Origin of the sequence: Chitinophaga niabensis, from assembly GCF_039545795.1 — a bacterium.
GTDB lineage: Bacteria > Bacteroidota > Bacteroidia > Chitinophagales > Chitinophagaceae > Chitinophaga > Chitinophaga niabensis_B.
The window spans coordinates 4263504-4277476 of the sequence record NZ_CP154260.1; the positions used below are offsets into that span (position 1 = coordinate 4263504).

Sequence of the window (13973 nt, forward strand, 5' to 3'; positions counted from 1 at the left end):
GGTTTTTTTATTCCCAACCGAAGATCTGCTTCAGGTTCTTATTCAGAATGATCTGGTCCTGCGGGATGGGACGGTAGTAATATTTAGGCTCTACAAAATTGCGCGGCTGGTCCCTGTCGCGGATGAACAGGATGTTGCCGGATGTACCGTTCTTCAGGTAGAAGTTATTATCCTTTCCACTGGCATCTTTCAGGTAGAATTTGGAAAGGGCTTTCTTCACATCTTCCGGTAAACCGGCAATGGGTGATTCATCATTAGGGGATGCGAGGATGGCGATATCCGGGTTACCATCTCCGGTGATATCCAATGCGCCCAATGCGGGTACGTACATACCACCCTGCTGGTCTTGTAAACGTTTACCGGCCTTCCAGCGCATCAGGTCTGCAAAACGGCGTCCTTCGCAGGCCATTTCCACCCTGCGTTCCCTTCTGATCTCCAGGATCAGGCCTTTGTTGCTGCCGGTTACATCCGGGAACTGGAGGGCCAGTTCATTATCCGGTTGTGCGTTGGCAGCGGCCATATTCATAGCAGGCATCAGTACACGGGTACGGAGCAGGTTGATGGTTTTATCCAGGTCTGCCTGTGTGATAGTTTCCAGTTCTGCTTTTGCTTCTGCATAGGAAAGTAATACTTCCGCATAACGGAATGCAGGCAGGCCGGAATAGTTTAAATCCCAGCCCTGGCGCTGTGATGGATTGCGTGGGTAAAACTTCAGCTGGTCATAACCTCCCAGGTTGGGTTTAGCGATATATGGTTTGCCATCCAGGTTAGGAGAAAAACCGGGGCCAGCAATGGTTTCAGCCATGCGCGGATCGCGGTTTGTGAAAATGTCCACAAAGTTCCTGGTAGCATATCCGGGTTGCGCGGTGAAAGGTGTACCGTCTTTCATGAGGTAGGTAAGCGCAAGGCTGTGGCTGAGAGACCAGGTCCACCCCAAAGTTACGTGGGTGTTGTTTCCTATGCCCAGGGCCTGCTGATAGTCTACCCACTGGATCATTTCTTTATTGCCATTCAGTGTAAGGCTGGAAAAAAGTGCACGGTAATCTTCTCCTCCCTTTCCGGTATTATGCACTACAAACCGTCCGCTGGCCATTACCTGTTCTGCAGCCCAAACAGCTTTTTCCAGGAAACGTTTATAATCGCTGCCGAGGTTCAGTTCCGCGTGATATTTCCGCCAGGTGCCTTCTGATAATCCAAAGCGTACCATCAGGGCCAAAGCAGACCATCTGCTAACCCTTGTGCGGTTGCCTTCATCCGGTTTAATATTCTCTACCGCATAGGTAAGATCGTTCAGAATGGAATCTGCGATCAATGCACGGGGATCCCTTGCTTTATATATGGTTTCATCTGTAGTGGCCAATGCGGTATTATACCATGGTACATCAGAATAGCGGGCCATTTTATCCATATAGAACTGCGCTCTGAAGAAACGGGCAATACCAATGTAATGTTTGATAGCAACAGGATCTCCCTGTGTTTTGCCCACATTGTCCAGCATGAAATTTATCTTCCGGAGATTGCCCCAGGTAGTTTTATCCCATCCACCCCAGCCGGATACATTCGTTTGATCTATCGAACCGCGAACCAGTACATCCACTTCGCCACTACCGCTGTAACTGCTGATGTTATCTGAGTTGATATCATCCCAGCCGGCCTGCACCATGTTGTAAAAGCCATTGCTATAGGTTTCCAGGTCCTGCGGATTATTGAAGAACACTTCTTTGGTGACCTCTGTTTGCGGGAACCTGTCCAGGAAATCTTTCTTACAGGAAACTGTTGCTGCTGCGAGCAATCCGATATATAGAGAGAACTTGATCTTTTTCATAATGTTGTTTTTCTTTCCCGATTAAAAATTCAGATTCAGACCACCGGAGTACGTTTTCTGGAATGGATACACACTACCATTCAATCCTTCCGGATCAAGGTTTCCTTTCAATTTGGTTTTAGTGAAAATATTCTCTGCACTGAAATAGAAACGTACTCTTTCAATACGCGCTCTTTGGGTGAGTGAGCGGGGCAAAGTGTAACCAACAGTAATATTCTTCAGACGGATGTATGCTGCATTCTGCAGATAAGCTGTTTGTGCCGCACCTAACTCTGATGCATCTTCTGCGATGTAAGATTTTACGCGTGGGAAATAAGCATTCGGATTTTCCGGGCTCCAGCTGTCCAGGTTGAACTTCTGCACATTCGTCCAGGGTTGTGCAAACACGCCCCAGAAATAGTGATTGCCGGCATTGGGATACCAATCTCTTTTACCAATGCCCTGGAAGAATACACGAAGGTCAAACCCTTTCCAGTCTCCGCTCAGGTCAATACTATAAGGTAAACGGTTAGTATTATTGCCTATGATCCTGCGATCTCCCGGATCATCCACGGTATTCTTCCCGTAGTTCACTTTTTTATCACCATTCAGGTCTCTGAACTTCAGATCTCCCACATAGAATTTATATCCCTGGTCATCAGAACCCACGCTTGTCTGATCAGCATGGTTCTTCAGTTCATCTTCATTCTGGAAGAATCCTTCGTTTGTTAATCCCCATATTTCTCCGATCTGCTGGCCTACATAATAATCGCTGAGCAGGCGGGCAGGGTTATCGTATTTGGTAATATAAGCGCGGCTGTCTGCCAGGATGAAACGTGCGGAATAAGTGAATGGCGAGCCACCCACATTGAATTTATCGCTCCAGCGGAGGCTGAGTTCCCAACCTTTCGTTTTAAGATCGGCTGCATTCTGCTGTGGCTCTGCAGCACCGAATACATTCGGTAATGTTTTGCCTTTTACCAGCATGTCTTTTGTATGACGGGTATAGAGGTCCCCGTCAATGCTTAAGCGGTTATTCAGGAACACGAGGTTAACGCCATAGTTTATAGTAGATACTTTCTCCCAGCTGAGTGAGGCTGAAACGGCGCCTGGCTGGCCTACTGCTACTGGTCTTGCACCATCCAGGATCTGGCCTATCTGGCCGGAACTCATAGTAGGGATGTAAGGATAATATACTTCCCTGTTACCGATCCAGATCACCTGGTTACCCAATGAACCATAGGATGCGCGGAATTTCAACAGGTCCATTTTTACAGCCTGTGCAATAGGTTTGAAGAATGTTTCATTACTTAACACCCATGCAGCAGAAGCAGATGGGAAGAAGCCCCAGCGGTCTTCCTTAGGGAAACGGGAAGTACCGTCATAACGGCCATTCAGCTCAAGGATGTACTTATCATTATAGATATAATTCAGGCGGTAGAACAAACCACGCACGGCCCAATCTATAATACCGGCAGATTGTGTAATGGTACCGGTAGCCAGTTGCGGATTTGGCAGTGAAGTACTGATCAGTCCCTGACGGGTAGTGGAAAAAGAATTGGTATACCGGTACTCCTGGTTAAACCCTGCCAGTGCCTGTACAAAATGTTTTTTAGCAAAGGTTTTATGGAAGTCTGTATACACGTTGAAAACATTGTACCGTACTGCGTCAGCGCCATTACGTGCATAAGAAGGATTTGCACCTGTATATTTCAAAGGCTGGTTGGGGCCATTGTTATAAGGAATGGAAATATCGTATGCATTCACTGTATTATTAGAACGGCGGAAAGTAGCATCTCCTTTGATGCTCCATATATCTTTTACGATAGCATACTCCCCATTTAAAGTAGCCGTAAATTCATTCAGATAATTCTTGGAACGTCCGCCATCCTGCAGGCGGCCAAACAGATTAGCACCATCCTGCGTCCATGAACCATCCGGGTTGCGGATAACAGAGAGAGAAGGCGTACGGTTCACGTTATGAAAGAAGTCTCCGTCAATAAACACCGGCGTGTTATAATCGCTGCTGGAGAATACCGTATTGGCACCCACCTTTAACCTGTCGCTCAGATCATAGGTAGCTTTTGCGCGAAGGCTGTAACGATTATACTTATCATTGCCATACTTCAATTGTCCATCATAACGATAATATTCACCGGATAAATAGAAAGCGAGCTTATCATCTTTTTTGGATATAGAAAAGCTGGTGTTGGAAGAAGGTGCGGTTTTGTTATACGTTTCATCCAGCCAGTTAGTGTTGCCATAATATGCGTAGGCATTAGGGTTGTTAGGATCAACGATCACTGCAGGAAGAGAAGGATCTGCAGAACGTTTCTTCGCATACTCGCGCACAGCATCCGGATAGAGATTGTATAGCGGCGTAGCAGCCCTGTGTTTGTAATCCATTACAATATATGGATCCAGTTCCACTTCGGGCACTTTACCCAATGTGCGTAAAGCATAATTAGTATTTACGGAAATAGCTAACTTTTTGGAGACACCGGATTTTGTAGTGATCAATATTACCCCGAATGCAGCCCTGGCGCCATAGATAGCAGCAGAAGCAGCATCTTTCAAAACGGTAACACTCTCTACATCACTTGGATTGAGGCGGGAAAGTTCTTCAGCGGTAGAGGGTATATTATCCACCAGAATGAAAGGTACTCCTCCTGTTAAAGAAGTAAGGCCACGGATATTAAAAGAAGGTTGCGAAGAAATGCGCCCACTGCTGGCAGTTATATTCAGGTTGGGTAATAATCCTTGCAAACCATTCGCTAAATTAGTAATGGGCCTGTTCTCCAAAGCTTTGCCGGAGATCATATCTACCGCACCGCTGAGATTAATTCTTTTTTGTGCACCATATCCTACTACCACTACTTCTGTAAGTCCGCTGGCGCCGGCTTTCAGTGCAATATTAAAATCGTTCTGTCCTGCTTTCAGCAACACTTCCTGTGTTTCATGGCCGATGTAGGAGAAAACCAGTACGGCATTTTCCGGAACATCCAGGCTGTATTCACCGTTTGAATTTGTTTGTGTTCCTTTCTGAGAGCCTTTAACCATTACGGTAACGCCCGGAAGGGCCTGGCCTTCATGATCCGTTACGCGCCCTTTCACTGTACGCTCTTCCACGGTTTCGCCTGCCGGCATAATTACCACCAGTTTACCGGACAGCACTTTAAAAGAGAGGGAGGTACCTGCCAGTGTTTCTTCCAGCACTTTCAGCACGTGCGCGTCCTTTACGCGGATAGAGATGTTCTTATCCGGAATGGTAACGTTCCTGTACAAAAAGGTATAATCACTCTTTTTGCTGACCACGTTCAGCAGTTTTTTGATGTTGATGTTACTGTAATCCAGACTCAACCTTTCCTGCGAATATCCATTTGCGCTTACCTGCATGATTGCAGCCAGCAGCAGGAAGGAAATCATTTTCATACGCAGTAATATTTTATTAATTAACTCGTCAGGTATGGGTAAAATGCACGAACGATTTTTTTTCATATTTTTGAATTGTCGGTTGAATAAATGAGCCATCCCATGTTTGCGAGACAGGCGGCGAAGTTTTTTGACCATCAACATCAGGGAGGTGTTAGCGCACTTCCCTTTTTTATGGCCTTCCGTAATGGTGTGTAATTCTTTACATAGGCGTTTTTTTTACCAGTTGAATAATGTTACCAGAGCTCTACCAGGTTTGCATCCTTGTTGATCTTATATTTGAACTGCAGCGTGTATTGCAATGCCTCTAATACTTCCGGCAGTGGTTTATTATTAAATGCTCCGGAGAACACCTCTTCTTTCAGCTTTTCATTTTTAATCTCTATCCGAACGTTATACCATCTTTCCAGTTCATTGCTGAGCTGCTCAAATGTTACGTTCTCAAACTCCAGGCGGTTTTGCATCCAGCCTGGTTCTGCGATGGCATCTTCCGGCATTTCATTTTCTTTGGGTTTCATCAGCCTTGCAACCGGTTGTTTTTGGGCGGTGGCTTCTTCAGCGGGCAGGTTGATCACAAAACGTTCCCGTGGTTTCAGCTGTGTGCGCGTTTCTTTGTCTTTATTTTTGTAGGCTACCTCTACTTTTCCGCTGAGCAGGTAAGTTTCTACGCGGTTATCTTCCGGATAGGCTTTCAGGTTGAAAACGGTACCTAATACCCGCACATCCACTTTACCTGTTTTGATCATAAAGGGATGGTTTTCATCCGCCTTTACTTTAAAGAATCCTTCTCCATATAAGGTTACGATCCTCTCCCCTGCTGATAATGCGGCGGAATCATATTGCAGGCGGCTGCCTGCATTCAGGATCACCTGTGTACCATCCGGCAGTACTATTTCCCTCCCTGTATCCCCGTGGCTGGTTTGTACCAGTTGTTCCGCGGGCCTTCTGTTTACATAAAAAACCAGTGAAAGGCCGGCAACCAGTATTACACTGGCTGCTGCCAGCCATTTATACATACCCGTGTTCATTTTCCTTACCGGCCGGGTGTTTTCCTCGTCCAGCACAGCTTGCAGCCTGTCCAGCCCTTTTTGTTTGCGCGCCAGCTCATCCGCATCTGGTGCTGCTTTCATTTGGGGCAGGGGGGATAATTCTTCTACGATATTAAAAGCATATTGCAGCTCCGGGTTAGTTGCCAACAAATCGTCCAGTTCCTTTAATTCAGCCACCGTAGCCTCTCCCGACACCTTCCTGGACATTAACGTATAAATTTTTTCGTGCATCTCGTTCATTAAAATAATTCCTTTTACACCTGAAGGACGAGTCCTTCACTAAAAATCCCCCAAAGCTTTTGGATTATTTTTTTGCTGTTTAGAATTTGTTAACTTTAGCGTAATGTATGTATGATAAATTGCAGCCGGTATGATAGACACTGCAGCCTTATTCAGTAAAATGACTGGAGAAAATGACCAACTTGCTTTCCGGCAATTCTATGATCATTTTTTTGTGACGCTATTCCGTTTCACCTGTTCTTTAACAAAGGAGCGGGAGTTGGCTGAAGAGATCACGCACGATGTATTTGTTCAATGCTGGCAAAAGCGCCGGGAACTGACCAATGTACGTAATCCGCAGGTATATCTTTTTGTAGCAGCCCGCAACCGCGTGGTAGATCATATGCGCAAACAATCCTCCAACCGGAATGTAGCCTTACGTGAGGAAGAGATCCATTTTACACCGGACCCGGAGCAATTACTGATCACAAATGAAATGATGGGCAGGATGGAAGAAGCGATCAGGGCCCTTCCTCCTAAATGCAGAGAAGTATTTATCCTCACCAAACAATATGGCCTGCGTTATAAAGAAGTAGCGGCCATCTTAGACCTTTCTGCCAAAACCGTAGAGAACCAATTAGCTATAGCATTACGCAAACTTACCAAGGCGGTTAGTTTTACCCTTGAAATGGAGGTATCCAGGAGAGTAAAGATATAGATTTCCCGATTTTTACTATATTGTAAGCTGGACGGACAGTTACACCAAAATCCTTTACTCCACATTAATGAATGCAGCGAATAAGCAATTCCGGCGGCCGAGGCTTCCACTGTATATGAAAAAACGACGCAACTGGCAACCTGTTGCCCTGGCGTTGATCATGGTTATGCTCATAGCATCCGGTGTGCTGTATTACGCCGCCAGCCGCCATCATACCAGTTCTTCCATCTTAGAGGCAGGCAAGCAGTATACCGTTTATCAATGCCCATATGGTGAAAGGAAAACGATCACGCTGGCAGATAGTACCACGGTACTACTCAACTCACGTTCAAGTCTTTATGTTCCTGCCGGTTATCCTGCAGCAGGGCGTCAGGTGATCCTGGACGGAGAAGCGTTCTTCCGCGTACATAACGAAGGCAATGAAGCATTTGTGCTCACTACAGATAAACTGAAAGCTGTTTCCGCTGAAGGCACCTTCCGGATGCGTTCCCTGGAAAAGCAGTCCGGCGCCACCTTTTACTTATTAAGCGGTGCGGCATTGGTAACCAAGTCTTATCATTCCACTACAGATAATCAACCGGAGAATCTGCTGGGCGGGGAAATGATCCTGGCTAACAAGGATATAGACCTGATGGAAAAGGAAACCTTTCCGCTGGCTGAACAGCAGGATTGCCTGGAAGGTAAACTGGTGTTCAATAACACGCCGGTGCATACCGTGTTCAAAAAGATAGAGGACTGGTTTGGGGTAGAAATGGTGCTGCAAGGCAGGGATACACCGCCACAGGGCATTTCTGGTGTGTTCCACAGTGATTCTTTACAGGATATGCTGAAGGCGCTGGGAGATAGTGTGGGCTTCAGTTACCGCATTACGCGGGAAAAAGTGGTGATCAAATTTTAATCTTAACCTTATAAAAAAAGCCGCCTTATTGCAAGGCGGCTTTTTAATTTATTCAAACTCCCGTTCTTCCACGGGTAGTTTTCGTATGAAATTATCAAAACCATCTCCTTCAAAATCGCTGTACATGCCGTATGCATTAATAATATAGCCAATGAGGCCATATTGATTTTCCAGGAGGTACAGCACCGCGGAGTCAGAAGGATTGGAATCTCCTTCAAAACGGTAGGTGCGGATGATCTTCAGGCCTTCCTGGTCATACAACTGGCCGTTGTTAACGTATTCCAGCCGTCCGTCTTCCATGAATTTGAATTCATTATCGTAGCCACGTTCTGCGAGTACTTCCAGTACACGGGTCAGTGTGGTCATTCCTTCCGGTTTTGTTTCCATATGGGTAACATTTAGCTGAGTAAGGCACCTGCTTTTTTCAGCAGTGCCAGTGTTTTGCGGATACCTTCGTCTTCTGAATCTTTATGGCCTTCATATTCGATTCCGATGTACCCGGTATAACCGGCGTCTTTTACGATCTTCAGCATTTTATTGTAATCTGTTTCTATGCAATTGCCTTCTGCATCAAAATCGTGGGATTTGGCACTTACACCTTTTGCGAAAGGCATCAGTTCCTGTACACCCTTATAACGATCGTATTCTTCGAGGCAGGTGGTTTTAGCCCATGCTTCAGGACTGGCATCCGTTGGTATGCTGCGTTTGATGCAGAAGTTCCCGAAGTCCGGCAATGTACCGAGGTTAGGGTTGTTCACGGATTTCATTACATCACTCAGCCAGAGACCGTTGGAGGAGTAGCTGCCATGGTTCTCTACGATCACGCCGATGTTAAAGTCTTTGGCGAAAGCGGCGAGCTTACCCAAACCATCCGCGGCATGTTTGGCCACTTCTTCCGCTTTGCCTGCACCGGCTGCATTCACACGAATAGAATGGCAACCCAGGAACTGTGCTGCTTCCACCCATTTGTAATGATTCTCTACTGCCTGTTTGCGAAGCTTTTCATCACTGTCTCCCAGCTCACCTTCTCCATCGCACATAATGAGTACGCTGCGTACGCCATTATCATCTGCGCGTTGTTTGAGATCAGCGAGGTAGGTTTTATCTTTTGCTTTGTCTTTAAAGAACTGGTTCACGTATTCAATACCGGTAATGCCAAAATCGTTCTTTGCTTTTGCGGCAAAGTCCAGGTTGGTCATTTTACCACTGAAGATGGCGTTGTGGTAAGACCATTCTGCGAGAGAGATCTTGAAGAACAGGTCTCTTGCAGCGCCGGGGCCGGCTGCACTGTCTTCCCTGGCAGAAGAATCTGTACCGGATCTGGGGCCTGCGCTGTTACAGGCTGTGAGAAAAGCGGGTCCTAAAGTTGCGCCAGCGGTAAAGAGTCCCAGCTGCCGTAAAAAATGTCTGCGGTTCGTGGATGATGACATGGATCAATAGTTTGGATTAGGTAATGAAATCATAACAGTGATGAATAAACGCTTAACGCTTAAAACGTGGAAGCATATAACAAAGTACTGAAAAAACTTAAAACTTCCACCTCAGGATTGCTCCTGCAACCAGAAATAATAGTTCATCACCATCCTGATCTCTCCATAGCTAAAACTTTCTCCCAGCCATTCTTTAATAGGGCCTACGGCATAACCGCCTGCTTTTTCCACGGCCTGGAGGATGGTTTGCACCCTTTGCCTATCCGGTACTACTTCCCTGATATCCAGTTCCCCTTTCCGCACAAATTCAGCCAGGTGGCTTTCTATGGTACTTTGTGCCAGGTTACGCCTGGCGGCAATCTCTTCTACGGCATTCCCTTCCAGGAATAACTCAAGGCTTTGACGCTGACTACTTCCCGTATCTGACTTAACGGATCTGCGGGCTTTTTGTTTCGGCGCCTTTAATTGCATTTGCGTTTTTAATCCATGACGGATGCAATAGGTTTGCACCGCGTCCAGGAAAGCCTCCCCATATTTGGCGAGCTTCGCATCTCCGAAGCCGGAGATCTTTGCAATATCGGTGGGTGTTAAGGGTAAATAGGTAACCAGCTCTGCGAGCGTGGCATCAGAGAACACGATATAAGGCGGTACATTATCCCGGTCCGCAAACTGGCGGCGCAGTTGTTTCAGTTCCTGGAATAATACAGGGTTATCCGTTTCTGCGGATTGTTTGGTGGGAGCCTGGCTGGCCGTTTCTGCGGTTTTTACAGGTACGGTGAGCATCACATTCTCTTCTCCTTTCAATAACCGCCAGCTGGTATCTGTTAGTTGCAGGATAGGATATTCTCCGGCAGATTGCTGGAGGTAGCCCATTTGCATGAGTTCCCTTCCATATTGTTTCCATTGTTCTTTGGCAATATCCTTTCCGATGCCGTAGGTTTTGATCTCCTTATGTACCTCTTTGATGGTAGCGCTGCCACGCAGGAAATCCACCACGTAGTTCATCCCGAACCTTTCCTGCAAACGGTAAACGGCACTGAGGAATTTCTGGGCAACGATGGTACCATCCGCACGTTCGAACTGACCGAGGCAGATATCACAATTGCCGCAATGGTCCGGTGCTTCTTCTCCAAAATACTGCAGGAGGTACTGGCGGCGGCACTGGCGGGTTTCCGCGAGGCCGGCCATCTGGTCCAGCTTTTTCAGCATCACAGCTGTTTGAGCTTCATTACCTTCCACACTGGCGAACCTTTTCATTTTGAATACATCCCCTGCGCTATAATACAGGATGGCTTCACTGGCCAGCCCGTCCCTTCCGGCACGGCCTGTTTCCTGGTAATAACCTTCTATGTTCTTGGGGAGGTCCGCATGCACTACAAAACGCACATTACTTTTATTGATACCCATGCCAAAGGCAATGGTGGCTACCATGATGCGTACTTCATCTCTCAGGAACTGTTCCTGTCTTTCTTCCCGCACATGGCGGTCCAGCCCTGCATGATAAGCTGCGGCAGAAAATCCGTCGCCCTGCAGGTTAGATGCCAGGGTTTCCGTAGAAGCACGGGAAAGGCAGTAGATGATACCACTGTCTTCTTTGTGCGCTTCCAGGTAAGCGGTGAGTTCATCGTAATGATTCTTTTTGGGACGGATGCTGTAGAAGATGTTCGGCCTGTTGAAAGAGTTTTCGTAGACCGTATAGTTCTTCAGGTTAAGTTTTTCGATAATATCCTGTTTGGTCAACCCATCTGCCGTGGCCGTTAGGGCAATCACGGGGATATGGGGGAACCTGTCTTTCAGCTGGCCCAGTGTCAGGTATTCCTGGCGGAAGTCGTGCCCCCAGTGGCTGATACAGTGCGCCTCATCAACTGCAAAAAGGGATACATCCAGCTCTTCGAGGAACTGCATGAAATTGCCTTCCCCTACCAGGCGTTCCGGGGCCAGGTACAGGAGTTTCAGCCGTTTCTCCCGGAGCAGGCGGATAATGATCTGCTGCTGGGCAACAGATTGTGTGGAATTGAGGAAGGCTGCCGGGATACCGTTCTGCGTAAGGGCATCCACCTGGTCCTTCATCAAAGCGATCAGGGGGGAAACTACGATGGTGACTCCGCCAAAAGCAAGCGCAGGAAGCTGATAGCAGATGGATTTACCACCGCCGGTGGGCATTAATACCATGGTATCCTTGCCCTGGAGCACATTTTCGATGATAGCCTGTTGGTTATGACGGAAATGTGTATAGCCGAAATGATGCTTTAACAGAGTTAACAATGATTGTTGCATAGAATTACCTCGAATAAGTAAAGATAGAATAAATCAGGCTTTTGGGGAGATGGGAAAAATGTTAATAAAATAAAATGCCAACAACCTTTGACAGGTGAATTATTTTATTAAATTTATAAGAGAGAGTCATTCTAACTTAATACACAACTGTTATTCACCTTTTGGCCCAAACAATTTTACACGTATGAAACTACTCGAGCCCATTCCGGCATTGACCGCCCCTTCGTTACAGGATACAGTGAACTTTTACGTTTCCGTACTGGATTTCACCTGCAACACCATGGATGATCAATCGAAGTTCGCTTCCATTAACAAAGACAATGTGACGATGCAACTGGTGCATCCACAGGCAAGTTTCCCTTTCAGCAGCAGTCCCGGCCCTTTTGATGAACCTGTGTTCACGGGCGCTATTTACATCCATATAGATGGCAATGGCATCGATGAATTATGGGAGAAGGTAAAGGACAAAGCCGAAGTATGTTTTCCTGTACAGGATTTCGACTATGGCATGCGTGAATTCGGCATCTACGATAACAACGGCTACCTGCTGCAATTCGGCCAGCAGATCTCTGCCTGATATAATAATACATAAAAAAAACCGCAGCACTTTGTGCTGCGGCTATTATCCATTTTTACTCACTTTCCTGCTGCGACAACTGGGTTTTCGAGGACAATTTTGTTTAGACGGTAATAAGTTTATAGAAAATAAGATCTGGCGTAGTCTTGTTAGAAAGCAAAGGTTCAGAGTCTAAATATAAACTAAATTCGCTAATATTTTCCGATCTTTTATACCCCATTAAAAAAATGAAACCAACCTTACTCCTCTTACATGGTGCCCTGGGAGCATCACAGCAGTTTGATACCATAATACCCGCGTTAAGTGAGCAGTACACCATTCACCAGTTCAATTTTTACGGCCACGGACGTACTGAATACCCTGCAGAAGGTATTAGTATCGCTGTTTTTGCACAACAGCTGCTGGATTACATCCATTCAAATAAGTTGGCGCCTGTTGCCGTATTCGGGTATAGTATGGGTGGTTATGTAGCATTAACAGCTGCATTGCAGCAACCGGAGGCTTTCCTGAAAGTGGGTACCCTGGCCACCAAATTCAACTGGACGCCGGAAACAGCCGCAAAGGAAACCCGCCTGCTGGATGCTAAAATATTACAGGAAAAGGTGCCTGCTTTTGCGGAACAGCTGAAAGCATTACACGGGGAACCAGGCTGGGAACTGCTGTTGGCCGGCACGGCTTCTTTAATGCTGCAGTTGGGAGATGATCCTCCATTAACAAATAAAACCTTAAAAAATATAACCATACCCGTGAGGGTGATGGTGGGAGAGCTGGATACCATGGTCAGCGTCGAAGAAACCAATGCTGCTTTTAAGAGTCTGCCGAGGGGATCTATGACCATACTGCCGGGGGTAAAACATCCCCTTGAAAAAGTAGATTGCGGAACATTGGTGCATGCCATCCGGTCCGCCATTAACTTATAAAGTAAAGGGCCTGCCCGGTAAACGGACAGGCCCTTTAAAAATGATGCTTCCTATAGTTATTTTACAACTACCACACCATCTGCCACAATCACGATATCTTTCTTTGGTGCGGTGATCTTTGCAATTTCTGCTTTGCTTTTACCGGCATCTTCTGCAAAGTGTTTTAAACGCTCTACAGAGGTTTCATTCACTTTGGCAACACCTTCCACCACTACTGTTTTTCCTACAATATTCTGTGGCATAAAGAAGGCATAATCTGTGAACTTTACCATCACGGGCTCGCCGGAAGCTCTTTCCAGTTTCATGAAGCAGCCTTTCTTTTTGCATACTTCCACTACTTTTCCTTCTACTTTACCGGTATAAATAGTGTCTGACTGTAATTTCTGATGAAGGTCTGCCATTTCAATAGCCTGTTCTGCATTGATGGCTTTTCCGTAAGTAACACCCGCCTCGGCTGGGGTGATGTTTGTCTGGGCAATGGAGGCTGTGGCAGCAAATAAACCAGCCAGCAACAGCAAATATGTTTTTCTCATAATTAGATTTTATTGCCTCAAATATAAGCAATTACGGCCATCCGGGACCTTCCCGTCCACACACATTAATATTACTTTAATTTGTATTATATTTTAATGTATATTTGCTATAGAAA

The 13973-nt window shown here is 46.3% G+C and carries 11 protein-coding genes; 4 read left to right on the forward strand and 7 right to left on the reverse strand.

Annotated elements, in window-relative coordinates; genetic code table 11:
* Nucleotides 1-7: 7 nt before the first annotated feature.
* From AAHN97_RS16815 to AAHN97_RS16825, 3 genes are all read right to left on the reverse strand, one after another.
* Complete coding sequence (locus tag AAHN97_RS16815) at nt 8-1825, reverse strand: RagB/SusD family nutrient uptake outer membrane protein (protein WP_343303218.1); 1818 nt, start codon at nt 1823-1825, stop codon at nt 8-10.
* 21 nt (nt 1826-1846) lie between these two features.
* Nucleotides 1847-5236 carry a SusC/RagA family TonB-linked outer membrane protein gene (locus AAHN97_RS16820; RefSeq protein WP_343303219.1) on the reverse strand — a complete coding sequence of 1130 codons (3390 nt, stop codon included), beginning with the start codon at nt 5234-5236 and terminating at the stop codon, nt 1847-1849.
* 236 nt (nt 5237-5472) lie between these two features.
* The gene (locus AAHN97_RS16825) at nt 5473-6492 is read right to left on the reverse strand and encodes a FecR family protein (RefSeq protein ID WP_343303220.1); all 1020 of its coding nucleotides are present in this window, start codon (nt 6490-6492) and stop codon (nt 5473-5475) included.
* A gap of 163 nt (nt 6493-6655) precedes the next feature.
* Here AAHN97_RS16825 and AAHN97_RS16830 point away from each other — a divergent pair, with 163 nt between their 5' ends.
* Nucleotides 6656-7222, forward strand: coding sequence for an RNA polymerase sigma factor (locus AAHN97_RS16830; protein WP_343303221.1), 567 nt, complete (start codon nt 6656-6658; stop codon nt 7220-7222).
* A gap of 115 nt (nt 7223-7337) precedes the next feature.
* Complete coding sequence (locus tag AAHN97_RS16835; protein ID WP_343303222.1) at nt 7338-8120, forward strand: FecR family protein; 783 nt, start codon at nt 7338-7340, stop codon at nt 8118-8120.
* A 48-nt stretch (nt 8121-8168) separates the two neighbouring features.
* On the opposite strand, the gene AAHN97_RS16840 is transcribed toward AAHN97_RS16835, so the two are convergent.
* From AAHN97_RS16840 to recQ, 3 genes are all read right to left on the reverse strand, one after another.
* On the reverse strand, nt 8169-8507 hold the full coding sequence (locus AAHN97_RS16840; protein WP_343303223.1) for a hypothetical protein: 339 nt from the start codon (nt 8505-8507) through the stop codon (nt 8169-8171).
* Between the two features lie 11 nt (nt 8508-8518).
* Nucleotides 8519-9550 carry a sugar phosphate isomerase/epimerase family protein gene (locus AAHN97_RS16845; RefSeq protein WP_343303224.1) on the reverse strand — a complete coding sequence of 344 codons (1032 nt, stop codon included), beginning with the start codon at nt 9548-9550 and terminating at the stop codon, nt 8519-8521.
* Nucleotides 9551-9661: 111 nt separating this feature from the next.
* Complete coding sequence (gene recQ, locus AAHN97_RS16850) at nt 9662-11827, reverse strand: DNA helicase RecQ (protein WP_343303225.1); 2166 nt, start codon at nt 11825-11827, stop codon at nt 9662-9664.
* Nucleotides 11828-12011: 184 nt separating this feature from the next.
* Here recQ and AAHN97_RS16855 point away from each other — a divergent pair, with 184 nt between their 5' ends.
* Nucleotides 12012-12404 carry a VOC family protein gene (locus tag AAHN97_RS16855; protein ID WP_343303226.1) on the forward strand — a complete coding sequence of 131 codons (393 nt, stop codon included), beginning with the start codon at nt 12012-12014 and terminating at the stop codon, nt 12402-12404.
* A 227-nt stretch (nt 12405-12631) separates the two neighbouring features.
* Complete coding sequence (locus AAHN97_RS16860; RefSeq protein ID WP_343303227.1) at nt 12632-13324, forward strand: alpha/beta fold hydrolase; 693 nt, start codon at nt 12632-12634, stop codon at nt 13322-13324.
* Nucleotides 13325-13380: 56 nt separating this feature from the next.
* Here AAHN97_RS16860 and AAHN97_RS16865 read toward each other — a convergent pair whose 3' ends face one another.
* The gene (locus tag AAHN97_RS16865; RefSeq protein ID WP_343303228.1) at nt 13381-13857 is read right to left on the reverse strand and encodes a DUF4920 domain-containing protein; all 477 of its coding nucleotides are present in this window, start codon (nt 13855-13857) and stop codon (nt 13381-13383) included.
* Nucleotides 13858-13973: the final 116 nt, after the last annotated feature.